Source organism: Dyadobacter sp. CY323 (assembly GCF_021390245.1).
Classification (GTDB): domain Bacteria; phylum Bacteroidota; class Bacteroidia; order Cytophagales; family Spirosomataceae; genus Dyadobacter.
The window spans coordinates 402,461-426,939 of the sequence record NZ_JAJUXH010000001.1; the positions used below are offsets into that span (position 1 = coordinate 402,461).

General features: G+C 45.5%; 23 protein-coding genes. 9 read left to right on the top strand and 14 right to left on the bottom strand.

What is annotated here, in order from left to right; genetic code table 11:
* The first annotated feature begins 100 nt into the window (after positions 1 to 100).
* A complete protein-coding gene (locus LZG72_RS01760; RefSeq protein ID WP_233866781.1) occupies positions 101 to 280 on the top strand; it encodes a hypothetical protein in 180 nt (59 codons plus the stop codon).
* A gap of 350 nt (positions 281 to 630) precedes the next feature.
* On the opposite strand, the gene LZG72_RS01765 is transcribed toward LZG72_RS01760, so the two are convergent.
* From LZG72_RS01765 to LZG72_RS01775, 3 genes are all read right to left on the bottom strand, one after another.
* Entirely contained in the window at positions 631 to 1,815 is a 1,185-nt protein-coding gene (locus LZG72_RS01765; RefSeq protein WP_233866782.1) for an esterase, read from the bottom strand.
* Between the two features lie 102 nt (positions 1,816 to 1,917).
* Positions 1,918 to 3,429 (bottom strand): DUF1501 domain-containing protein, encoded by a 1,512-nt coding sequence (locus LZG72_RS01770; RefSeq protein WP_233866784.1) that lies wholly within the window; start codon positions 3,427 to 3,429, stop codon positions 1,918 to 1,920.
* A gap of 3 nt (positions 3,430 to 3,432) precedes the next feature.
* A complete protein-coding gene (locus LZG72_RS01775; protein WP_233866787.1) occupies positions 3,433 to 6,657 on the bottom strand; it encodes a DUF1553 domain-containing protein in 3,225 nt (1,074 codons plus the stop codon).
* 159 nt (positions 6,658 to 6,816) lie between these two features.
* Between LZG72_RS01775 and LZG72_RS01780 the strand changes: the two genes are divergently transcribed.
* Positions 6,817 to 7,665, top strand: a complete 849-nt coding sequence (locus tag LZG72_RS01780; protein WP_233866790.1) for a neutral zinc metallopeptidase — start codon at positions 6,817 to 6,819, stop codon at positions 7,663 to 7,665.
* A gap of 173 nt (positions 7,666 to 7,838) precedes the next feature.
* Here the strand turns inward: LZG72_RS01780 and LZG72_RS01785 are convergent, their stop codons facing one another.
* The 5 genes from LZG72_RS01785 to LZG72_RS01805 all read right to left on the bottom strand — a co-directional run bounded on the left by LZG72_RS01785 (position 7,839) and on the right by LZG72_RS01805 (position 12,131).
* Positions 7,839 to 8,600, bottom strand: coding sequence for a DeoR/GlpR family DNA-binding transcription regulator (locus LZG72_RS01785; protein WP_233866792.1), 762 nt, complete (start codon positions 8,598 to 8,600; stop codon positions 7,839 to 7,841).
* Between the two features lie 45 nt (positions 8,601 to 8,645).
* On the bottom strand, positions 8,646 to 10,007 hold the full coding sequence (locus LZG72_RS01790) for a sensor histidine kinase KdpD (protein WP_233866794.1): 1,362 nt from the start codon (positions 10,005 to 10,007) through the stop codon (positions 8,646 to 8,648).
* Between the two features lie 390 nt (positions 10,008 to 10,397).
* The gene (locus LZG72_RS01795; protein ID WP_233866796.1) at positions 10,398 to 10,592 is read right to left on the bottom strand and encodes a hypothetical protein; all 195 of its coding nucleotides are present in this window, start codon (positions 10,590 to 10,592) and stop codon (positions 10,398 to 10,400) included.
* Between the two features lie 132 nt (positions 10,593 to 10,724).
* A complete protein-coding gene (gene ytxJ / locus LZG72_RS01800; protein WP_233866798.1) occupies positions 10,725 to 11,060 on the bottom strand; it encodes a bacillithiol system redox-active protein YtxJ in 336 nt (111 codons plus the stop codon).
* Positions 11,061 to 11,204: 144 nt separating this feature from the next.
* Positions 11,205 to 12,131: a S1C family serine protease gene (locus tag LZG72_RS01805; RefSeq protein ID WP_233866800.1), complete on the bottom strand. Its 927-nt coding sequence runs from the start codon at positions 12,129 to 12,131 to the stop codon at positions 11,205 to 11,207.
* Positions 12,132 to 12,385: 254 nt separating this feature from the next.
* Here LZG72_RS01805 and LZG72_RS01810 point away from each other — a divergent pair, with 254 nt between their 5' ends.
* From LZG72_RS01810 to LZG72_RS01830, 5 genes are all read left to right on the top strand, one after another.
* Positions 12,386 to 12,625 (top strand): hypothetical protein, encoded by a 240-nt coding sequence (locus LZG72_RS01810; protein WP_233866802.1) that lies wholly within the window; start codon positions 12,386 to 12,388, stop codon positions 12,623 to 12,625.
* Positions 12,622 to 12,783, top strand: coding sequence for a hypothetical protein (locus LZG72_RS01815; protein ID WP_233866803.1), 162 nt, complete (start codon positions 12,622 to 12,624; stop codon positions 12,781 to 12,783). Before LZG72_RS01810 ends, LZG72_RS01815 begins: the two co-directional genes overlap by 4 nt.
* A gap of 110 nt (positions 12,784 to 12,893) precedes the next feature.
* Positions 12,894 to 13,832 (top strand): ring-cleaving dioxygenase, encoded by a 939-nt coding sequence (locus LZG72_RS01820; RefSeq protein WP_233866804.1) that lies wholly within the window; start codon positions 12,894 to 12,896, stop codon positions 13,830 to 13,832.
* 51 nt (positions 13,833 to 13,883) lie between these two features.
* Entirely contained in the window at positions 13,884 to 14,507 is a 624-nt protein-coding gene (locus tag LZG72_RS01825; protein ID WP_233866806.1) for an alpha/beta hydrolase, read from the top strand.
* Positions 14,508 to 14,624: 117 nt separating this feature from the next.
* Positions 14,625 to 15,203, top strand: a complete 579-nt coding sequence (locus tag LZG72_RS01830; RefSeq protein WP_233866808.1) for a Crp/Fnr family transcriptional regulator — start codon at positions 14,625 to 14,627, stop codon at positions 15,201 to 15,203.
* A gap of 252 nt (positions 15,204 to 15,455) precedes the next feature.
* Here LZG72_RS01830 and LZG72_RS01835 read toward each other — a convergent pair whose 3' ends face one another.
* Genes LZG72_RS01835 through LZG72_RS01845 form a run of 3 tightly spaced genes read right to left on the bottom strand, consistent with a single transcriptional unit; the run spans position 15,456 to position 17,944 of the window.
* The gene (locus LZG72_RS01835; RefSeq protein WP_233866810.1) at positions 15,456 to 15,716 is read right to left on the bottom strand and encodes a hypothetical protein; all 261 of its coding nucleotides are present in this window, start codon (positions 15,714 to 15,716) and stop codon (positions 15,456 to 15,458) included.
* Positions 15,717 to 15,766: 50 nt separating this feature from the next.
* The gene (locus tag LZG72_RS01840) at positions 15,767 to 16,282 is read right to left on the bottom strand and encodes a CinA family protein (protein WP_233866812.1); all 516 of its coding nucleotides are present in this window, start codon (positions 16,280 to 16,282) and stop codon (positions 15,767 to 15,769) included.
* Between the two features lie 30 nt (positions 16,283 to 16,312).
* Positions 16,313 to 17,944, bottom strand: a complete 1,632-nt coding sequence (locus LZG72_RS01845) for an alpha-amylase family glycosyl hydrolase (protein ID WP_233866815.1) — start codon at positions 17,942 to 17,944, stop codon at positions 16,313 to 16,315.
* 158 nt (positions 17,945 to 18,102) lie between these two features.
* Between LZG72_RS01845 and LZG72_RS01850 the strand changes: the two genes are divergently transcribed.
* A complete protein-coding gene (locus LZG72_RS01850) occupies positions 18,103 to 18,474 on the top strand; it encodes a DUF3592 domain-containing protein (protein ID WP_233866818.1) in 372 nt (123 codons plus the stop codon).
* Here the strand turns inward: LZG72_RS01850 and LZG72_RS01855 are convergent.
* From LZG72_RS01855 to LZG72_RS01865, 3 genes are all read right to left on the bottom strand, one after another.
* Complete coding sequence (locus tag LZG72_RS01855; protein WP_233866821.1) at positions 18,471 to 20,114, bottom strand: hypothetical protein; 1,644 nt, start codon at positions 20,112 to 20,114, stop codon at positions 18,471 to 18,473. The two genes, LZG72_RS01850 and LZG72_RS01855, sit on opposite strands and share 4 nt — an antisense overlap.
* A gap of 261 nt (positions 20,115 to 20,375) precedes the next feature.
* On the bottom strand, positions 20,376 to 23,138 hold the full coding sequence (ligD, locus tag LZG72_RS01860) for a DNA ligase D (protein WP_233866824.1): 2,763 nt from the start codon (positions 23,136 to 23,138) through the stop codon (positions 20,376 to 20,378).
* Between the two features lie 35 nt (positions 23,139 to 23,173).
* A complete protein-coding gene (locus tag LZG72_RS01865) occupies positions 23,174 to 23,920 on the bottom strand; it encodes a DUF72 domain-containing protein (RefSeq protein ID WP_233866827.1) in 747 nt (248 codons plus the stop codon).
* A 196-nt stretch (positions 23,921 to 24,116) separates the two neighbouring features.
* Here LZG72_RS01865 and LZG72_RS01870 point away from each other — a divergent pair, with 196 nt between their 5' ends.
* Positions 24,117 to 24,476, top strand: a complete 360-nt coding sequence (locus LZG72_RS01870) for a hypothetical protein (RefSeq protein ID WP_233866829.1) — start codon at positions 24,117 to 24,119, stop codon at positions 24,474 to 24,476.
* Positions 24,477 to 24,479 lie beyond the last annotated feature (3 nt).

Genomic DNA, 24,479 nt, shown 5'->3' on the forward strand with positions numbered 1-24,479 from the left:
AGGGTTCACTATAATTATTTTAAAACGAAATTTATTTTATGTTTGTGGTGTTCCCGAAAGACGGGCGCGAGCTTTACACAACACTTAAATTAACATTGAAATGACGACCCATCCCGAAAATAATTCTTCTAACACTGCCTTAATCGCAACTGCCGCGACTGGGCTTGTTTTTGCAACTTTTGCTGGCCCTATTGGTGCTTTGATCGGCTCCGTATTGGGTGCTGGTTTAGGTTTTTGGCATGATAAAAGAGAACTAAACAAGAAAGCAATTATTAAGTGATGATCAGATAAAGAAAACGATATACAAATCTTTATTTTCTTTAATGCTGACCTTCTCGCAATTTTCCATTCCGTTTGCTTTTGCAATGGCTGGAACCTCCGTATATATCATTTTCATTATCGTGAAAAAGTCACTGGATGACGTTAATGAGAAAGAAATATTCTCCATATTCTATCATTTGCTCTCTGTTTGCGCTGGTGTAAAAATCATTTTATTAGCATTTGATCCAACGATCTGACCCAGTAATGACGTCGACAAAGGTCTGCTGATCGTCGGAGGAATGATGACAATTGTTGCATCGCTACGAGACATTGTTGCCGAATTTAAATTAATTAGATAATAGGCAGCCATTACTTCTTCCAAAGATTAGGAAGCAATTTCTCGTGCAATAGCAAACGCCAGGTTCCCCAGTCGTGCGCACCGTCGCCACCGATGAAGTATTCATGTTTAATGCCGGCTTTTTCCAGGGCCTGATGTGTGGCCGCAGATCTTTTTCCAACTGCCGACTCGGACTCGCCACTACCCAGGCCGACTAAAAGGTAGTCAACCTTTTCTTTCACTTTCGGATCGTTGAAAAAAGACGGATTCAGTTTTTCCGGTTCCAGATCGCCTGCACTGAGTATGCCGAATGAGCTGAACAGATCCAATGCATTGAAACCCACAGCTTCCGTGTGCCGACCTCCCATAGACAATCCTGAAATCGCCCGGCTTTTCCGGTCTTTAATGGTACTGTAATGCGCATCAACAAACGGGACGACCTGCTTTCTTATCTCGTCTTCAAAAAGCGTGTATGTTTTTTCAAGATGGTTTGGATCGTTTCGGTGGAGTACCTGGTTATTGGGCATTGCAATGATCATCGGGACCATTTTTCGTTCTGCCAGCAAATTATCTGCAATGAAATTGGCCCGTCCGTCGAGCACCCAGCCCGATGCGAGTTCGCCGCTTCCTCCCACAAGATACAGTACCGGATATTTGTTTTTTGGATTGTAGCCGGGCGGTGTATACACGAACATTTCCCGCTCGCCATTTAATACATCGGAGTGGTAAATGTGCCGGGTAATGCTTCCGTGCGGGACATTTTGAGCATCGTAATAGGCTGGTTTGCTCTCATGGATAATGAGGTTGCTGTATCCCGGCTGGTTCGAGGTTCCTGTAAATGTATTGTTCGGATCTACTACTGGAACTCCATCGAGTAAAAATCGGTACACGTAAATATCCGGCTTCAATGGTCCCACTGTCAATGACCACATTCCGTCAGATGCTTTTACAAACGGCAGCGGATCTTTTGCTTTTAATGCGAGCAATATTGGGCCGCCGGTTAATTCCACTTTATGTGCATCCGGGGCTTTGAGCCGGAATGTGACGGTGTGGTCGTCGCGTACCTCGGGAGAGATCACATTTCCACCGTATGGAAAAAGATTTTGTGTATTTTTTTGTGGATTAAAGTCCAGATTCACATTTGCCTGCTGCGCGAATAGCAGCCCGCCCGGCAAAGCGATCAGATACAATGGAATGCAAAATTTGAATAGGCTCATGGTTCGCGAAAGCATTAAACCGAAAATAACGTCGGATGTGTTTGCCAGATACAAAGACGCGGAATTGCTGGCGATACCCGCGAAATGAAGTTAAAATGTCGTTTAGATCAGAATGTCTTTTACCACTTTTCCATGCACATCGGTCAACCGGAACCGGCGGCCCTGGAATTTGTAAGTCAGTCGTTCGTGATCGACGCCCATTAAATGCATTAACGTCGCATGGAAATCGTGGACGTGAACCGGATCTCTCACAATATTGTAACTGAAATCGTCGGTTTCGCCGTAGCTGATACCAGCTTTTACGCCAGCCCCCGCCATCCACATGGTAAAGCATCTCGGATGGTGATCGCGGCCATAATCGTCAGCAGTAAGTTTACCTTGCGAGTAAACGGTCCGGCCAAATTCTCCTCCCCAAATCACCAGGGTATCATCGAGCAAACCTCTTCTTTTCAAATCCATAACCAGTGCGGCAGTTGCCTGGTCGGTTTGTTTGCATTGATTCGCAATGCCTTTGGGCAACCCGCCATGCTGGTCCCAGCCCTGGTGATAAAGCTGAACAAATTTGACATCTTTTTCGAGCAACTTTCTAGCCAGCAGACAATTGGCCGCATAAGTACCTGCGTCGCGACTTTCCGGTCCATATAATTCAAAAACTTCATCAGGCTCATCGGAAGTATCGATCACCTCCGGCACGGAAGTTTGCATCCGGAACGCCATTTCATATTGTGCAATGCGGTTATCAATTTCCGGATCTCCATACGAATCGTTTTGCAGCTGGTTCAGTTTGGCCAGGTATTGCAGCATTTCCTTCCGGTCGGCACCGTCGTAACCTTCGGGATTGTTCAGGAACAAAACGGGATCTTTGCCGGAACGAAACTGGACACCCTGATGCCTTGATTCCAAAAAGCCATTTCCCCACAATCTGGCATAAAGTGGCTGATCTCTCGGCGCATTTTTTGAAACCAACACAATGAATGTCGGCAGGTTATTATTATCCGTACCCAACCCGTAGCTCACCCAGGAACCGATTGCAGGTCTTCCGGGAAGCTGATTGCCGGTCTGGAAAAACGTAATCGCGGGATCATGGTTGATCGCTTCTGAGTAAATGGATTTGACAATGCACAAGTCGTCCACCACGCTGGACGTGTAAGGTAATAGCTCACTCACCCAGGTCTGACTTTTCCCATGCCGGCCGAATTTATAAATGGACGGAACCATCGGAAGCGCGCTCTGATTGGCGCTCATTCCCGTCAGCCGCTGCCCCTTCCTGACCGAATCAGGCAGGTTTTGACCAGCCAGGTTAACCAGTTTAGGTTTATAGTCGAATGTTTCAAATTGCGAGGGCCCGCCAGCCATGAACAGATAAACCACGCGTTTGGCCTTTGGCGCAATGTGCGGCAAAGCTTTCAAAATATCGGCTTCCAGGTCGCCCGACGGCTGTGCCTGCCGGGAAGCGGAGCCATAAATTTTATCAACACCAAGCAATGAACCTATTGCCAATGCACCAAGTCCCAGGGAAGTTTTGGTTAAAAACCTCCGGCGGTCAAGCTTTTTGTGAAGCTCGTTGAATTCAGGGGTATGCAGCCGGAACTCTTCGTTGTGATGGTGTGACATAGCCTATCTTTTGGTTAAACCAGCGTCTGAATTGAGAATGGTACTTGCTACTACACTGTTGGCGGCCACCAGTGCCGGATCCAGTTTCAATGTCACTTTGTACTGACCACTGGAAAGCCAGCCGCGCGTTTTCTCCGGAAATCTGGAAAATTTTTCTTTTTCAATTTTTTGTAGATCAACCAGCAGATCCAACTCTTTGGCTGATGGTTTTTTGCCGGTCAGCTTTCGGTATGCCAGCGTTATTGCTGATTTTGGATCGGCTATCCGGGTCATTTGTTCGCCTAAGACTTTGGCTGCTTCCACAAAAGTGGGATCATTTAATGTTACCAAAGCTTGTAATGGCGTATTGGTTTTCTGCCTGCGAACAACGCAGAAACTGCGGGAAGCAGCGTCAAAAGTGGAGAGGGTAGGGTTGGGGACGGATCTTTTGGCAAGAATGTAAAGACTCCTACGGTAAACGGCATCGCCGGAATCGGGTACGTAAGTACTACTATTGATCGACCACAGACCATCCGGTTGATACGGTTTAATACTTTTACCTCCCAGCTTTCTATTTAATAATCCGCTCGCCATCAATACATTATCCCGTATCATTTCCGCAGACATCCGGTTGGCCGGGCCTCGTGCATACAACCTGTTTTCAGGGTCACGGTCTCGTACATCTTTGCTCGTCCGGGAATCCTGTCGGTACGTCGCGGACATTACGATCAGCTTGTTCATTTTTTTAATATCCCAACCCGATTCCCTGAAAGTTACTGCCAGCCAATCGAGCAGTTCGGGATGGCTGGGCATTTCTCCCTGATTTCCAAAGTCTTCCGTCGTTTTGACGAGGCCGGTGCCGAAGAAATTTTGCCACAAACGGTTTACCTGTACACGGGCTGTGAGCGGGTTCCCGGGATGAGTAAGCCACTGGGCAAGTCCGTAACGGTTTTTAGGAAGATTTTTCGGAAATGCCAGAATCGAAGCCGGCGTGGCGGGAAAGACTTTCTCGCCCAATGCATCATAATTACCCCTGATCAGCAAATGCGCCTGTTTGGGTTTTGGCATTTCCTGCATGACCATCAGTTCACGGATATGCTCCGTAGAATCACTCTGTATGGTTCTTATTTTTTGCAGCTCCGACCTGACTTTCGAAACATTTGTATCGATCGCGGAAAAATAGAAATCTTTTAAAATGCTTGTTTCTGCCGGAGAAAGTTGCCCGGGTTCTTTGTCAGCAATGGCATTCCAGGTTTTCGTTCCCGCCAGGATTCCGATCTCAAAATTTGTTAGCAACCGGTTGTAAATCGAGATATCGTCGGTTTTACCGTCTTTAAAACCCAACCCACGCCACCAGCCGCCGATCTGTAATCCCGGTTCAGACGGTGTGTGGAAGAGAATATCTTTCGTGAGCTGATCCATAGTCGTTTCCATAGCAGCCTCACTGCCATTGAGATATAACTTAAATCCATTGGCTTTGGAGGAGCCGTCGTACGAAATCGTCATATGTGTCCATTGATTTCTTGGAACCGGTTGCTTCGTAACCCGCGTAATGGCATTAGAGGGCGAGGTATGCGCCATATTCAGTTCCAGCCGGTCATTTTTGAGGTATACATGATATCCTCTGAAATTGTAAAGCCGCTCCGCAATGCTTTTATGAAGGATCACACCTTCTTTCAGTTGACCTGGAATATTTACCCAAATCCCGATTGTGAAAGGTTCTGATTTTCTGAAAATGCCGGCGGGTGAAAGGTCGAGGAAAACGTCGCCGTTCAAATGCATGACGTTGCCGCGATCTGACTTTTCAAACACCGGTTCTCCACCAGCTTGCCCGGATTCGCGTTTCATCGCGCCGCCTTGTTTCGGATTTACAGCATTTTTCAGCGAACCTTTGTCAAATGTGAAATGGGCCTGAAGTCCGGTTTGAGGCAGGTTTTGTTTTGTCAGAAATTGATATTTCCCGAATTTAAGCCATTGATTAAAAGCTGGCAGCGCACTTTTCCTGGTAACAATCAATTCGTTCTCCTGATACTTGATCTTTGACTGAATGTAATCCAGCATTTTTTCCTGAGCGGCAGTCGGTAGCATCAGCGTGGGCGTAGGCAATGCATCGTTCCAGGAAATTTGTCCGGCTTCTTTTACATTGTTAAAAAAACTGAAAAGCTCATAGTAATTTTTTTGCGAAACCGGATCGTATTTATGATCATGACATTTGGCGCAGCCCACCGACAAACCCAGAAACGCATCCCCAAAGGTATTGGTGCGATCCACCACATATTCGGTCTGAAACTCCTCCTCAATGATACCACCTTCCATATTTTGCTGGTGATTGCGGTTAAATGCCGTCGCGATGATCATATCGCGTGTCGGTTTTGGCATTAAATCGCCCGCAAGCTGCCAGTGTACGAACTGATCGTAACGCATATTTTTATTAAATGCCTGAATCACCCAGTCGCGAAATGGCGACATGTCCCTCAGACGATCGACCGTATAGCCATGAGAGTCTGCAAAACGGGCAAGGTCCAGCCAATCGACGGCCATTTTTTCACCATAATGGGGAGAGTTCAGCAGGCGGTCGACCTGCTTCTCATAGGCTTTTGGGGAATTGTCTTTTATGAATGCATCTGTTTCTTCCAGTGTGGGTGGTAAGCCGGTCAGATCCAGCGACAGTCTTCGCAGCAAAACGTCCTTTTCAGCTTGTGCGGACGGTTGCAGCTTTTCATCTTCAAGCTTTTTGAAGACAAAATGGTCAATGGGATTAATGGCCAGATTGCTATGTGAAATGTCCGGAATCTCAATCATTCCGGGTTTCACAAATGCCCAGTGTGGTTTGTATTCTGCCCCGTCCTGAATCCATTTGATGAGGATAGCTTTTTCTCGTGCCGAAAGTGTGAGATGTGATTCGGGTGTCGGCATCATGTATTCCGGGTCGGACGAAATAATGCGGTGAAAGAACTCACTATCAGCCAGATCTCCGGGATCAATGGCATTCCGTCCCGATTCTTTTGACTGTTTTACAAATGCAGATTCAGCCAAATCCAGTCGCAAACCGGCTTTTTGTTTGGCCTTATCCGGCCCGTGACAGGCAAAGCATTTATCCGAAAGTACCGGCTTGACGTGCTGGTTGTAATCCAGTTTTTCAGGCAGTTCCCTCATCGCCACTTCCACCTCTTCCGGGAGTTCGGGCGAGCAGGCGGAGAAAAGCAGCGACGCAAAAATGAGAAAGAGAAAAAATGGATTCCGTGTCATTTAAACATAAGTCACTTTAACAGAAATATAATTTAAGATTTTGTATAAATAATCCAACAGGTAACATTTCTGAGATAATTCGGCGGGAGTTTATTAGTTGTGGCATGTTATTCGCATATTAGTTTAAGAAACGTTTTTTAAACCTAAACATTCTGATCTATGCGTTGGCAGGATTTACGGAGGAGTAGTAATGTGGAAGATCGTCGCGGTATGTCCGGGGGCGGTAAAATTGCATTGGGAGGCATTGGTACCATCATTGTGCTTGCCATTGGATTACTCACCGGTCAGGATCCGGCCGTGATACTCGACAATCTTCAGGGTTCTCAAACCACCGAACAGGCTCAAACGCGAGCTCCCGGCCCGCGCCCGGATGATAAAACGGCTGATTTTGTTTCTGCAGTGCTGGGTAGTACCGAGGATGTTTGGACGAATATTTACGCGGCGAATGACGCACAGTACGAAAAACCGAAATTGCAGATTTTTGAAAATGCTACCCAAAGCGGTTGTGGCGGCGCATCCTCAGCGATGGGGCCTTTTTACTGTCCCGCCGATCACAAGGTTTACATCGATCTTTCTTTTTGCGAGGAGTTGCGCGAGCGGTTTAATGCACCCGGTGATTTTGCGGTAGCCTATGTAGTAGCACACGAAGTAGGTCACCACGTTCAGAACCTGATGGGGCTTAGTGAAAAAATGCAGCAGCAACGTGGCAGAATGAGCGAAGCGGAATATAACAAGCTGTCCGTCAAACTTGAATTGCAGGCTGATTTTCTTGCAGGAGTGTGGGCAAACCACGCGCAGGAAATGAGCAAGATCCTTGAACCGGGAGATCTAGAATCTGCTCTGAATGCAGCCAATGCCATTGGTGATGATAAATTACAGCAAGAATCGCAGGGCAGGATCGTCCCGGATGCGTTCACCCACGGTACTTCCAAACAACGTATGTACTGGTTCAAAAAAGGCTTTGAAACGGGGGACTTGAGTCAGGGGAAATATGAGGATATTGAGTGAGAGGTAAGGTGTGAGATGTGAGATGTGAGATGTGAGATGTGAGATGTGAGATGTGAGATGTGAGATGTGAATGGGGGTTTTAGGCTGATAGTCTATCAAATCCAAATCGTATGCTGTGCCATTTAGATTGTTGAATCTAGCGTGAATGCCGGAGAATCAGTCGAGGTAACGGTTCAAGCCGTAATGATCTTTTTCAACCCACCTTTCAAAAGTTTCTTTTCGTAGTCTTTACTGATATCCTGGTCAGTTATGAGATACGATATTTCTGAGAGCTGGGCGAATTTGATGTAGCTGTCTTTTCCTATCTTGGTAGAATCGCATAATAAAACTACCTGGCCCGCATTACGTATAAAAGCGGTGGTAATGCTGGATTCGTGTTCGCTGTGGGCGGTAAGACCATTTTCTGCTGAAATCCCATCGACGCCGATGAAAGCTTTATGCGCATGATAGCCGTCGATATGCTGAACCGCTTTTTCGCCGTGAATTGCTTTTCTGGTTTTGTCCAGCTCGCCGCCAATCAGATTGATTTGAATGGAGGCAGTGTCGATCAGCTCAGCCAGAATGGGCAGGGAATTGGTGATAACTCGCAGGTTTTGTTTTTGTTTTAAATAACGGCACATCAGGAACACCGTACTTCCGCAATCCAGAAACAATGTATCGCCGTCATTGACCGTTTCTGCGGCTTTTACGGCGATACTTTCTTTTTGTGTGTTGTTGACGGTTGCTTTTCCGGTGAAACTGGTCAATACCGTATTTTCCGGTTTCATTGCGCCGCCATGCGTTCGCACCAATAATCCTTCTTCTGAAATTTCATGCAAATCGCGGCGGATCGTCGCGGCGGATGCATTTAAAATATCGGCCAGCTCGAATACGGACAAGCTGCCTGCATTGTAAATGGCATTAAGTATTTCTCTCTTTCGTTCCTGAAAGTTCATGTTATTGATTAATTTGATCAAAAATAATCAGCATTAATCAGAAATCTAGAGAAGTGTTCTGGGGGAAGTGTTTTCGTCTGTAGTCGGAATGGAAATAAAAAAGCAGGTTCCTTCATCTCTGTTACTTTCAAACCAGATATTGCCATTTTGTGCCTGAATGAATTCGAGACATAGCAACAGACCCAAGCCTACACCTTTCTCGTTTCTGGTACCATAGGTAGATTGTACATTCATCGAAAAGATGGCTTCCTGTTTTTCCGGAGAGATACCGATACCATTGTCCTTAATACTAATGACACATAGATTGTCAGAGACTTGTGACCTGACCACTACCTTTCCGCCCGCATTCGTGAATTTGATCGCATTGCCGACGATATTCCGGATGACCAGCTGCATCATGTCACCGTCGGCATAGATGCTAAAAGAGGGATCGAACTCATAATCCAGCGTGACGTCTTTCCGGGCCGCATTGTTTTTCTCCAGCTGTAACGTGGGTTCAAGCAGTTTTGCCAGGTTGAGAAGTTTAGGATATGCTGTGACGCCATGAAGCTGCGACTTGGACCAATCCAGCAGTTTGGTGAGCATAGCGGTCGTGTTTTTCGTGGCATTGAGCAGCTCATTCTCTATTTCCATCTTTTGTCCCGGATCCAGTTCGTGTTGCGTCAGTAATTCAAGAAAATTCTGAATGCTTCCCAACGGTGAGCGCAGATCATGGGCTACAATGGACATTAGTTTGTTTTTTTCCGCATTCAGGTTCTCCAGTTCCTGGTTTTGTTTGGTGATCTGTTCATTCTGTTCTTTAATCGCCCTCGACTTTTCGGCAGCGGATTTTCTTTCTTTTTCATAGCCTACCCGGATGTAGTCGATACAGAAGTAGGTGATCGCGGCCACGACAACGTATGCGGACATGTGATCAATGAACCTGCTGAACCGGGTGTTGTAGGTACTAGGAAAAGTCTCCGGGCTGAAATATTCAAACATGCATAAAAGAAGAAATATCCCGATGTTGACGGGAATCCAGAATTTGTATTCATCAACCGGGCTAATGCCGATGCTCACGAGCAGGAATAGCAGAAAAAATAGGTCGGTGGGTCCCTCGAGGCCGGAGTTAAGGAAATAGTTGATTGTGAAAAGACACAACCCGATCACATTCGTGATATGGACACTGCGGGCTCCCTGGTTTCTGTACCTCGAAAAGTAGTAGAGCAGAAAGGCAAGTACCAACACCACCATACTGGCCCACGCGATATGAGGCAGGCCAATGAGGTAATTAAATGGTATGTTGTAGCTGAGCGCAAAAATCGATATCAGGCATATCGAGTGAAAAATTCTGACATTTAATGGGAATTCCGAGGGGTCGCCGGAAAGTTTTACCCATAGTTTGTAGAAGTAAGTTCTAGAAGGCAAGACGGAGGATTTTTACTTTTGACAAATATAATATGGTGATTACTTAAGTTCTAAGTAGAAATGCTATTAATCTGTCCAAAATTTTTGTCCAAGTTTCTATATTTAATCAAGACGTCCTTAAAAAACCTCATATCCTAAACCCGATGCGGTAATCGGATTCTTTTTAAGTACCGGCAAGTATGTGCTTGCCATTGAGCAAGGAGGCAACTGGCTGAATAGATCGCTTAAAGGTGAATTCAATATGTGTGAATGCGGGCTACTGTCGAAGGTAATGAGTTCAAAATGCGCGACACGGACCGTAACCTGAGATTAACAAAACGAGCAGCCAATGGCTGCCCGTTTGCGTTTTGAGTCTGATGAAGTGTTAAAGTTTGAACCAATTACGACCCATTATTGATTGCTGCCCGCCGATCCGAGTGTAGTCTCAATTTCAACCGGTGGGGCCGGTGTTAGGATTTTTCTATTTTCAATGTAATCCCTCGCATCTTTTTCCAGCAATTCACGGATGTGTTTGCCGCCGAATTCATCATAGTACCACAACCAAACCATATCATTGGAAACGATCGCACTGTGAAGATTTTCCATATCCGAGTAGTTAAGAGATTATTCAAATGTATGGAATTAATCCATTAATTTGGATATAATCCATGTAAAAATTTGTAAAGAATTCTACCTCGCTGGTTATCAGCAAGTAATTAGTTAATTAAAATCTAAAAGTTATTCGGAGAGAACACTTAACGTATTCCGCAGTGATATCGCTTCGTGAGAAGCATCGTAAATGCATTCACCGTTTTTTACGACCAGTATTTGCGGGGATTGATGCTGGACCTGGAAGCTATTGGCAATGGCCATGGATTCGCTGCGGTTATTAATGACGTCTACGATGTACAATGGAACATCAACCTCAGGAACTGCATTTACATCGGATTTTAGCTGACGATATGCCATCAGGCTGGTCATGCAACGCGGACTATGTTTGTAAATAATGGCGTAGTCCGACGATTTGTAAATTTCCTCCACGTCCTCTTCACTATTGATTGTAATCCAGTTCATCTTGTTGAGAAATAAAAGCAGGTTTGTACTAAACTGTAAAAGGAACACCATTTCATGCCGTTTTCATTCCACGATCCTTTATAAAATCCGTAACCTGCCTTCGTTTGAATGTCGATTCCGGGTTTAAATGCGGCGGTTAGCAGGCTAGTTTTTCTTTTCAGTTGGTACAATAATGAAGTTCAGCAGCTCGGTATGTCTTACAACCGAAATGTTAGTAATGGTCAAAATGTCTTTGTGGGTAAGCACTTTAAACAGCTCATTGGAGTTGCTGACAGGCTTGTTGTTAAATGACACGATGATATCGCCCTCCATTAACTGCGATCGCGACGCAGGTGTGTCAGGTTCGATCCGCGTGATGAAAATACCTGCGCGGTTGCTTAATTTGTGATGCTGCCGAACTTTTTCGTTTATGGGAACATCCTGCAACTGAAGTCCGAGATACGCTTTGAAAACTTTCCCGTCGCGGATGATCTGAACCGCGATTTCTTTTGCCGTATTAATATCAACCGAAAAGCTCAGACCTTGTGCGCCCTGGATCACAGCCGTATTCACGCCGATCACCTCGCCATCGGTATTGATCATCGGTCCACCCGAATTGCCCGGGTTCAAAGCTGCGTCGGATTGTATCACATTGTCCACCATCCTGCCAGACTGCGTTTGCAACGTGCGGCCTAATGCACTCACCACGCCGGTTGTAACGGTGTGCTGGTAACCATAAGGGTTTCCGATTGCGATAACGAACTGGCCGATCTGCAGCTGACTGGTATCTCCGAGTTTTGCAACGGAATATCCGTGCGCATAGATTTTAAGGATCGCGACGTCGGTATCCGGATCTTTCCCAACCAATGTCGCCTCAATTTCATTCTCATTCAAAAGACTGACCATGATTTTCTCAGCTCCGTCCACGACGTGGCTGTTGGTGAAAATGAATCCGTCGGACGAGAAGATAAAACCGGAACCAGAGCCTGCCGGTCGCATTTTACCATTCACTGTTTTATATACATCTATTTTGACGACGGCGTTTTTGATCTTGTCAACGGCGTCGATGATCATGGTCGAAAAGGTATCCATAGCGATTGCGTTTTGCTTTTGGTTTCCGGAGCAAAAAGTTATCCAGGCTTCTTTTCGTGCCAAAGTGTCTTATCTGGAAACCAGCGTCGCGTCAAAAGGGCATATAGTAGGCTTAACAAACTCTGATTTAGGCGAATACCGGGAACTAAGAGTAGTTTGTCTCCATTGCATTTGCATATTATATTTAGATCAGCCCCCTCTCCGTATCAGTACATCAAAAATTCATCCAGCCAATTCCAACCGAACTAATTGTTATGAATAGAGCTCATTTTTTGAAACTGTCGCTGCTAGTCCCATTTTCCGCCAACCTGCTCGGAGAGAGACGATTATTGCGTGCGGACAGACTTAAAAAGGGATTTAATGTCGGCAATGGGAAAGACCGGTTCGACAAAAGTATCTCGCTACTCGAAGGGGATACTTTTTATACCAAAATCTCGTCCAAAGACACCAATGGCGATTTGTATGCCTTCGGGGAGAAAGCATTGGCAGCATGATCATTACATTTCAGCCGGCGGGCAAAATGGAAGCGTTTTTTATGGCGATATCCGAAGGAGCAATGAAAGGAAAATCTGAAAAAGAGCAGGATGATTTCAGGGAATTGCACGATTTTAAAAGAGTCGGTCCACCCATCGACTACTTTAAAAAATTCTGATTTGGTAAGATTTCTTTATTTGGCTTTTTCTTGTCCTAGTTCAATGCTTTGAGGTATCCGCTGCCTGTACATTTGTATCAGTTAAAGCGAAAAACCAAACAGATAAGAACATGGAAAATACAATCAACGGGATTCACCACATTACTGCCATCGCTGGTGACGCAAAAAGAAATTACGATTTCTACACCCGTATATTAGGTTTGAGAATGGTTAAAAAAACCGTCAATTTCGATGATCCTAATACTTATCACTTTTACTACGGCGATGGAGTAGGCACCCCCGGAACAATACTGACTTTTTTCCCCTGGGGAGGTCAGATCCCCGCTGGCAGGAGAGGTACCAGGCAAGTGACTGAAATCGGTTACTCGGTACCAGAAGGCAGTCTCGATTTTTGGTTGAAAAGGTTTGAAGCAAATGGGGTCACCTATAATAAAGCATCCGAAAAATTTGGCGAGGAATATCTGACTTTCCTGGACCGCGACGGCCTGAAATTTGAGCTGACTGTTCCGAAAACCGCTGACAATCGCACGCCCTGGGAAACCAGTGAGGTAACGGCTGAGAATGCGACACGTGGGTTTCACCACATCACCATTACCAGTAATAAAATTGAGGAAACAGCTAAAATCCTGACAGATATATTCGGATATCGGTTGGTGGAGCAACAGGTTAACCGGTTCAGGTTTGTTACCGATGCGGTGGAAACGGCCGCGATCGTTGATCTGGTGGAAGTTCCGGGCGAAAGGGCCGGGCATGTGGCCGGCGGTTCCGTTCACCATGTTGCATTCCGCGTTGCGAACGACGATATCTTAATGGAGTTCCGTAAAAGAGTGGCAGAAGCCGGACACCAGATTACCGATAAAATCGACCGGAATTACTTTTATTCTTTGTATTTCCGTGAGCCAGGCGGTGTGTTGTTTGAAATAGCAAGTGACAATCCCGGATTTGCCACCGACGAAACAGTAGAAACATTGGGTTCGGGTTTAATGTTGCCGCCGCAATATGAACCACGCAGGGCGCAAATCGAAAAAGTGCTTCCGGTTCTAAGCTAAGTCCGGTTTTAGAACTGAAATCGTGAGATATCACTTTAAATTGGTTTACCAATGTATGTACATAGCAAAAAGGTTATAACCGGCGGGACGCCGGTTGCCGAAGCCAAAAAGGCAATTGTGATGCTTCATGGCCGCGGAGGCTCTGCCGATGATATTGTTTCATTGCAGCGGGTTTTGAATCTGAGAGGTATGGCGATCGTTGCGCCGCAGGCCACGAATAATAGCTGGTATCCTTACAGTTTTATGGCTCCCGTTCAGGAAAATCAACCCGCGCTCGATTCTGCGTTGGACCTCATCGGTCAGGTTGTTGCGGATATAGAATACGCCGGAATTCATGCAAAGGATATTTATTTCGCCGGGTTTTCACAAGGAGCCTGTCTCACTTTGGAATACACAACCCGAAATGCGAAACGGTATGGCGGAGTCATCGCATTTACGGGCGGACTGATAGGGCAGGAGCCCGACCTTAAAAATTACGATGGTGATTTCAATGGTACTCCAGTGTTTATCTCGACGGGCGACCCCGATCCACATGTTCCGGTTTCACGGGTAAAAGAAAGCATTGCGACGCTGGAAAGAATGAATGCCTTTGTCACGTATGCCATTTATCCCGGCCGGCAGCATACCATTTCGTCGGAGGAAATCAAGCTGGCAAATAGCCACATATTAAAATAAAATGAAGTCTGGCCTCGTACGGGGCCAGACTTTTCTTTGTAACTCTGTCGGGCTGGATTGTGAAAATGGATAATTTTATCCCGCGACCACGCTCCTTAATTTGACCCGACAGGTAGTATGTTTGAAAAAATCAACGATTATGCATTGCGCTGCATGTATTTTGCGCCCGACGACCTCTCTTTTTTTAATTCAATTCTTCAATTTAAAAAAATACCCAAAAAGACGTTTCTGCTTCTGGAAGGAGAAATATGCAAATTTGAGGCATATATCCTGAAAGGATGCATACGCACCTACTTCATTGACGGGACCGGCGCCGAAGTAACCATGCAATTTGCGATTGAAGACTGGTGGGTGAGCGATATCATCAGTTTTCAGGATCAGAAGCCCAGCCATTTGTACATTGAAACGCTTGAAGATTGTGAGCTCCTCATGCTCACCCCGGAGAGCAAAGAGCAATTATTGGCAAATGTTCCGGGATTTGAAAGAATGTTTCGTCTCATGGTCCAGAGAAACCTGGCACATACGCAGGAGCGACTTTTTCGGACTATTTCCACGACAGCCGTGGAAAAATACCTGGACTTTCTCAACCGTTATCCCACCATTCCACAGCGGGTAGCTCAACATTACATCGCGTCATATCTGGGCTTTTCTCCTGAATTCCTGAGTAAAGTAAGGAAAAAACTGAGCACCGGTTAGCCCATTCAAGTTTAGTACTGCACCGACTATACGGCGCAAAAACCTCCCCAAGAATTTGGCATCGCATTCATTGCATTGCGTTTTACGGTATGGAACAATATTTTCCATTGTTCATGCACAATCAATCATGAGATAGTCATGTAAGCGTCTCCGTGATGTCTGGAATACGCAACATTAGAAATACAACTTCATCAACAAGCAAAAAGGCGACCAAACGGTCGCCTTTTTCATATGCCAAAAACCCGTTTTGGGCTAGTTATCATGCTTCTGGCGCGTTGAATCGGCATTCAGGTTTGACTGGTTCGGAGGATAACCAAGGCTATCGTTCTGATTGTCTTCACCTATTCCGTCTGCAGTTCTGCTTGACGCGCTGCTGCTGTCATTTGGGGTAGTTTGAGATTCGCTTCCAGAACCTGCACTGCCCTCCATATCATTTTTTTCTGTTCCGCACGACGCCAGTGACAGGCCGATCGACAAAGCCAGGATGCTTGCGGTGATTTTGAGACTTTTCATAATTAGTTAATTTGTTTGTTGATTGAAAAAGATAAATCGAAAAGACACGTTCATTCGTTAATGGAGCTCTCCTCCTGAATGAGCCTTCCGAAGGGAATTTCGTCCAGGATCAGTTGAGCCGCCCGGTCTACGGATTTTAACACGATTTCTTCCGCAGACCCCGTAAACACCTCCCGCACGGGCACTGATTTCCCTTTCAAAAACGCATGGATAAATATTGTTCCTACCGGCTTTTCTTCGGTTTCGCTTCCGCCGGGAGTGGTAAGTCCGGTCAATGCAATATGGACATCGGCTGGGATGAATGTCTGAAGCCTGTCGGCGAGTTCCTGAGTAACCTCCGCGCTTTCGGGCGTAAAACGCTCCAGCATTTCCCGCGGCACCCGCAGGATACTTTCTTTCAATGAGGCATCGTAGCATACGAGGCCACCTTTCAGCACTTTCCCTGAATCCTCACACAATGAAAATTCAGCGGAAATCCTGCCGGCTGTCGCACTTTCTACGAAGGCTACGGTCAGGCTGCGCTCAGCCAATGCGTGGCTACAAGAAATAACTAGTTGTGAAGGCATAATAAGTATGTATTAAAACTGAGAGATTAGTCAACTTAATTTAATCAAAAGAGCTTCGTCGCCGCCGAGTGCGATGATGTCTTCAACCTGCATTCCATTTCGCTCCGACTCGGTACTCAAAACCACGGTACCCTTATAATTTCCGTTCCGCGGCCTGAAATAACCCGGTCTGTGACTGAGATTCAGGATGACCAGAAACTTGCTGTCGCTATGTTCTCTCACATATGAGATCAGCTGCTCGTCCGAATATTCCGGGGTATACGTGCCGATATTCAATGCAGCATGTTCCTTTCTTAATGCGATTAACTTAGTATAAAAACGAAGCATTGAATGCGGATCCTGCTTTTGAACTTCTACATTCACACGCCCTGAGTTATAAGGTAGCCGAAGCCATGGTTTGTACTGTGAAAATCCTCCGTTGATCTCACTGCTCCATTGCATGGGTGTCCGTGACGGGTCCCGGCTCACATTAAGTTCCGGCATATTAAGGCCTTGCGGATCAACAATTTCATTCATTGGAATAGGCACATCGCGCATGCCGATTTCATCCCCGTAATAAATGGTAGGCGTTCCCCGTAATGTTAAAAGCATCATCGCAGCCACTTTTGCCTGAGATTTTCCGATCCGGCTCGCAATGCGAGGCTTATCGTGGTTTCCCAACACCCAATTGGGCCAGCCCTGCGCCGGCAATGCGGCTTCGTATTGATCAATCGCCAACGCTATCTGCTGCGACTGCCATGGCAGGGTCAACAATTGAAAGTTAAAAGGCAGATGTGCGCCCCGATTGTCTTGACCGTAGTAGGTGACCAGTTTTTCGATCGGCAGATAAATTTCACCAATCAGCACACGTTCGTCATATTCATCCGTCAGATCCCTCATCATCCGTACAATGTCGTGAACCTCAGGTTGATCGGTCGAATAAACAGGTATATAATGGTCGTAGATCAAATCCTCGGGATTGAATTTTGAGTCCGGCGACGGGGGATTATCGCGGAGCTGTAAGTCTTTGATCATATGCCACATGACATCCACCCGGAACCCATCTATACCTTTATCCAGCCAAAACCGCATCACATCCAGCATTGCCTGCTGTACTTCCGGATTCCGCCAGTTGAGGTCCGGCTGTTCTTTCAGGAAGGCATGGTAGTAATATTGCCCGGTGATTTCGTCCCATTCCCATGCATTACCCCCAAAAACACTCAACCAGTTGTTTGGCAAAGTCCCGTCTTCACGGGCGTCCTGCCAGATATACCAGTCACGTTTCGGGTTACTGCGAGACGACCGGCTCTCGAGAAACCACGGATGCTGGTCGGACGTATGATTGGGTACCAGGTCGAGAAGCAATTTCATTCCACGGCTATGTACTTCCGACAGCAGTTCATCAAAATCATCCATATTTCCGAACAATGGGTGAATACCCTGGTAGTCAGAAATATCATAACCAAAATCCGCCATGGGAGAAGGATATACGGGCGAAAGCCATACACAATCGATTCCGAGCCATTGCAGGTAATCCAACCTGCTGATAATGCCTTTTAGATCTCCGATTCCGTCGCCATTAGAGTCCTGAAAAGATCTGGGATATATTTGGTAAACCACCCCGTGCTGCCACCAGAGAGTTCTGTTTTCAGAAAGTGTTTCAGTGCTTGCCTGCTCGATCATATGCTTCCTTTTATTTTGAGTCGATCAATGTAAAAAATCGCGCCTGGAATGGATACCGAATTTCCACTCACTAAGATTATAAACCGTTTGATAACTGATGTGTCACTTTAACTAATTGAGTTGCCTTATTTTGAGAGCACATTAAACACAACAGCACCGTGGAAAGCAATAACAGAGCGCTCGGAGTCACAATCATCCTCATTTGCATGATTACGTTTTGGGTTTTCTCAACTATCAGAAAAACGGTAAAAGAGAAACGTAAGAAAAGAATTCTGGAAGAAGGCGTTGAAGCCAGTGCCACTGTTCTAAACATCAAACCAACCGGGGAATATTTAAATAATCTTCCCGAGTTTCAGGTGAAAGTTCAGATCAAACCCGAAGCTGGTGAGCATTTTGAAGCCGAAATGACTGAGGTATTATCTTATTCTAAATACGATTCAATGAGGCAGGGAAGCCAGGTACTTGTGAAGTACGATCCCGGGTATTATAAACGGGTGATATTTTTGCAAATGGCAGAAAACCTGATCTAAACAGTAATTCTTCGAAGTTTATAAGGCCGGATTATCCGGCCTTTTTTTATGGGCAAAAGATAAATATCGTAGTTGCCGGGTTTCAATTTTGTTTTATAAATACGGCAGTTGAATCCCGGAGAAAGTGGCTTGTTAAGCGTCGTAACAAATATTTTAACCGCACGCTGATACTCGCTTTCCACTGAAAAAAGATACCGTGGCTGCCGCGAGCCCGACTCAATCGCAATCGCGTACAACTTTTCCGGGGCGTATTGTGACTGCCAGTCTGCATTGGAGAGTGAAATATAGGAGCTATTCTCCGAAGCCGTCACCTTTACTGAATCGGATAGATTGTCCCATTCCATGCCAGCCGGATTTAAATCTTGCGCATTAACCGCATTCTTTAAATATGTGCTGCTCGCATCAGGCATATATTCACCGGTTGCTCCATCCCAATAAATTGCCGGGTAATAAATGGTTTTGCTCCACAAAAAATTATAATGATTCGCCTCGATCGTTTTCTGGTAGCTGACCATGCTTCCATAATATATGTAATATGAGCACAAACAGAATACAAATGCCGATGCGGCAATGCCCAGGCGAGGCAGCATGCTGTATTTGAGCGAGTTCAAGTATCCATCATAAAAACCGATAGACAGTGCAGCAAAAAAAGCAGCGTAAATTTTATACCGGTCCATTCGATAGCCATAAGCATCAGCGTCGGTCCCGCGGGCAAATACAATCAGGAAATCCACGAACATTAAGGTAAGGATACCGGCGGCGCAAAACCATTGTACAGAAGTAATGGACCTGGTTTTTTTAGTTAGAATTGCAATGCCTGCAATCACAATCGGCAGCGTAAATAATGCCCCCAGAAAGACACTCGGATACATGGAGCCAATCATGTTAGGATCCGCGATTTGTCCGGCAAACGATAAAAAGAATATGAACTTTGGACCGATGTCGCTGGTGGCGTGCTTTAAAACGGAACCTGAGTAAATGGTCAGGGTAAGTATATGAACCAGCGTAACGACCGTGAGCAGCAATGCAGGTAATGCTACTTTCCTGCGATCCGCAGTATTGACTAAGACGATAATGAGCCAGATTGCAATGCTGGACAATCCATTTGCACTTGTGAAAAGTGCCAGAAGTGCCAGGCTACCACTCAAATACAGATTACGGCGGTTCAATGCGAGATAAAAGCTCCAGAGCGAAAAGAATATGCACGGCGCGTGTTGCAATGCGCAAGTGGCCCAGGAAATGGAGTCTTCATAATGTTGAACCTGAAAAAGCAGACAGGTAACAGTGAGCAATGCAGGCAACGATAACTGCTTTTTGAAATGATATTGAATGAAAAAACATAATATACCAATCAAACTCAGGTCTCCCAGAATGATAAGCCATTTGATATTTACCTGGCCGGTCGTGAAGTATTGTAATAAGGTCACAGACTTGGAAAAGATAACCCGGTGCTCAAAATTCTGCTCAAATAGCAAAGCCAGCTTAGCCCGGATGTTCGCCGTCTGACTGTAATCGTGAATGAATTTGACGATATTTTCGAAATCGTCGTAGTATGGGAAGTTATAAGAGAAACGAAAGACTGAGAACCAGAAGAAGGTAATTACTGCGATTAAAGTGAGCCACAGAATACCAGCAAACATTTTTTGAGATGTCGGCATTAAAAGTTGTAATTGGAATCGATGTAGGCTTAATCTGTTTTATCAGTGAACTGAAAGACGAGCGCTTTCAAAGATAAAAAGGAAATTGGTAATTGGGGGAGCCGGAATAAAAGTAAGTGTGTGTATAGGTCAAAATGTATAGTGTGTGCTGACCTGCTTCATTAAGCCGGTACAAACCAAATACTATTCAGCAGTATTTACAAAGTGCGTGATTTAATGGTGGAATTCAGTTATTCTGCGGTTTCATGCAGGTTCTTGCTGCATCCCATCGATTTTTGCAATTACCTTTTCAAGGTCAATTCCTTTTCCGAGCACGGGCTTGAACAGATCTCCCGTCTCTTGAATCCGGTCGATTGCATTGTGGATAGTGAAATCCCTCAGCTGCAACCCTTCTTTGACTTCTTCCCAATACAAAGGCATCGAAACCGTCGCTCCTGGCTTTGGTCTCACCGAATAAGGTGCTGCGAGCGTCGCTTTTGGCCGGTTTTGCAGATAATCGATGTATAATTTCCCTTTCCGGTTTTTCGTCATCCGCTCAATGCTGGTAAACTTCGGAAGCTCCTGTTGTACCTGACTGGCAACCCATTGCGCAAACATCTGGCACTGGTCATAACTGTATTTCGCCCCGAGCGGGATGTAAATATGCAAGCCGGTAGAACCGGAAGTTTTGCAATGACTTTCCACCTGAATGGAATCCAGCAACTGCTTGATCGCCTGTGCGGTGGTGATTACCTGCTCAAATGTGTTGCTTGTATCGGGGTCTAGATCGAGGAGGCACCAGTCGGGATTGTCCGGGTTTTCGGTGGTGCTATTCCAAGGATTTACGTCAATGCAGCCGAGGTTTGCCATATAAAGCAAACCGGCTTCATCATTGCAAACCATGAAGTTTTTTTCTTGTTCCTCGTCGTTTGAGGTATATGGGAACGTATCGATCCATGAAGGCACTTTTCCGGTAACGTCTTTTTGATAAAAGCTTTTCCCATTAATTCCATTTGGGAAACGGTTCAGCGACAGTGGCCGCTTTACCAGGTACGGCAGCATAAATGGAGCAACCTGATAGTAGTAATTGACTAAATCCCTTTTCGTGATTTTTTCGTCGGGCCAATATACTTTGCTAAGGTTTGAAAATTTGACTTCCTGTCCATTCAGTTTCCTCGCCTGCGTTTCTTCTTTTGGGTTGAGAAGTGTTTTGCGTTTCGTTTTTGAAGGTTTCTTAATGACTTCATTTTTCTTCACTGCGCTATTTTCCACATCTTCCACCACCTCCGCGGTTTCCTCAATAACCTCCTCCGTAGAAGCCGCCACTTCGCGGACTACATCTCTTGCAGCCTTATCCTCGCGCATTCCCTCAAAAGACGGATGGCGAAAAACCCCATCCGAAGTGATCTCCGCAAAACTCACTTCACAAACCAGTTCCGGTTTCAGCCAGGTCGCATTTGCTTTCGGCGGATTTGGCCGGAACCTTGACGGTTTATTATAATCCGGCACTTCTTCAAACGGACTTTTTTCGGTAATGAACGGCTTAAACTGGGCGAGCATTTCTTTTTGTTGCTTGTCCTTAAAACCTGTACCCACTTTACCAACATATTGAAGCACACCGTGATCGTATGCTCCCAACAGAAGTGCGCTGAAAAGTTTTGAAGAACCGGCATTTTGGGTGTAACCGACAACGATTACTTCCTGCCGTTTATTTATTTTTATTTTAAGCCAATCCTTCGACCGTATTCCCGGAGAATAAATACTGTCGGATTTCTTAGCAATAATACCTTCAAGACCCATATCGCGTGCAGCGTCGAAAAACGCAGAGCCTTCGGCCGCAATGCTATATCCGAGTTTCACAGGACTTTCCTCGGTCACCACGCTTTGCAAAATGGCTTTTCGTTCACTCAACGGAAGTTCGGTGAGGTCCTTTCCGTCAAACCACAAAATATCGAAAACGTAGTAAACGAGTTGTCCGTCTGCCTCGCTGCGCCAATTCTGCAATGCATTAAAATCGGAATGTCCCTTGTCGTTGATCACTACGATTTCGCCGTCAAAAACTGCATTTATTTCCCATTTAGACAAATCCTGAAAGACCGGATAGAACTTGTCATTAAAGGATTTTTTGTTTCTTGATTTAATCTCAACTTCACCCTTATTCATGTAAGCAACCGCCCGGTAACCGTCCCATTTAACTTCATATTCCCACCCAGGATCGTCGAAAGGCTCATTGACCAGCGTTGCCAGCATCGGCACGAGCGTTTCTGGAAACTTACTCTTTTTTGCTTTTTTTAAGATGTCCGCCGTTTTTTTTTTAGTGTCTCCTTCGGTTTTCTGTTCCGCTTCTTCTTCTAAAACTTCATTCGCTTTCGCAGTACTCTTTGGCTGCTTACTTCCCTTTTTATCCTTTTCCGTGGTTCCCGGCTCAATGGTTTTCTTGCCGTAGATGTTTTCGGGATTCTTCTCGATGCCACTCAGTGTTTTTTTGGAAATAACCGACCGGTCTTTCTCCGTAATGTCCGATTCGTCTGCGTATTTGTCGCGATGCTTAATCAGCAGCCACGAATTTTCCTCCATATGGGTTTTCACCAATGCAAATTCACCATGAAGCTTTTTTCCATGCAACCTGATTTTTATCGAGCCGGATTTCAGCTCTTTCAGCAGCATTTTTTCCATGTCTTCTTTAGAATCCGCTTTTTCAAGAGGCTCGTAAGTTCCATAATCCCAAACCATTACCGTTCCGGCACCATAATTGCCTTCTGGAATAATGCCTTCGAAATCCTTGTAATCGTATGGGTGATCTTCCACCATCATCGCCAGCCGTTTCACGGACGGATCGGTAGACGGGCCTTTTGGTACCGCCCAGCTTTTAAGCACCCCATCCATTTCCAGGCGGAAGTCGTAATGCAGCCGGCTTGCGTCGTGTTTTTGAATGACGAAGATTAAAGCGTCCGATTTTGCTTCTCCGCCTTCGGGTTCAGGGGTATTATCAAATTTTCGTTTTTCGTTGTATTTACTGAGGCTCATGGGTTTTGGGATTTAGTTTGTTGAAATGAGTTTTTTCAGGCCAACTTGTCTATGTATTCCTGCAATTTTGCTGCGTTGCGGAAAGCGTGGCCATTTACATCGTTGTTAAAAAATGCCCATATTGTGTGTCCCTCGTTACTCCAATCGAAGAATTTCCGGGCATATTCTTCGAGGGCGCTATCCGGGTAGGAAGAGCTGTAAAGATCTGTGGGGCCGTGGAAACGAAAAAAGATATCTTTGGCAGTCACCTCTTCCAGATACGGAAATCGCTCGGATTGCGCGAAAACGAGTGTGACCTTGTGTTTTTTCATCAGACTTAGGCTTTCTTCGGAAAACCAGGAATCATGTCTTACCTCCATGGCGAAGCGGTACGAAGCATATTTTTCGCTAAAAACCTGGTACAGATGCTCAATAATTTCCGGATTAAACCGAAGACTTGCCGGTAACTGGACCAGGATCGGCCCCAGATGTTTTTCTATCGGGTCGAAAATGTCAAAAAAGCGTTGCAGCGGTTCCTCGGGATCGTGCAGTTTTTTCAAATGGCTGAGGTACCTGCTCATTTTGGGGCAGAACAAAAAGCCTTCCGGAACCATGGTGATCCATTTTGTAACGGTACTTTTCAGCGGGAGCCGGTAGAAGCTGGTATTTAGTTCGGAAACTTTGAATCGATCGGCATAGTAGCTGAGATAGTCTGCAGGCTTCACCTCGGCTGGATAAAAAATATCCCTCCAATGCTTATAACTCCACCCAGAAGTGCCGATATGGATTTTTCCGTTTGCCATTGTTTTTCATAAAAACAGAGCAGATAAAATAATCATACCGCTTTAATCACAACCCATTTAACACTGATCGGGAACGGTTTTTATCCTAATTTTCACAAAATAGGTGGATCAAATAGCTTAAAGCTAAAAAGGCCAAAAAAGCTAACAGCTAACAGCTAACAGCTAATCGCTTACGTCAAACTTAACCCATATAAAAATGACCGTCATCGATATCCTGGGAGATCAGGAAGAAACTTTGGGGACTGCGGAAGATCTCCGTGAAGAAATTGTAGTAGAAGTAATGCAGCCGGAGATTTCCGGCAGTTTAATCAAAATAGAATTCGAAACCTCTGCTGGCTTGTGCCGGGGACATTATCTTGCAAGCGATCTGGGCCACGAAGAAATCAACCTCGACCCCGACTCACTCGACATTTTAAAAGCGCTATATCCATCCTGCAACGGCGCATTCATACATCAAATGAATCGGGATTGGGTTGAAATTAGTTTGGAATCAGAAGGTAATGTGATCCCGGAGTATAAGATTTATAGTCGGGTGGTGACGGGGACTGCGGCTTGATAT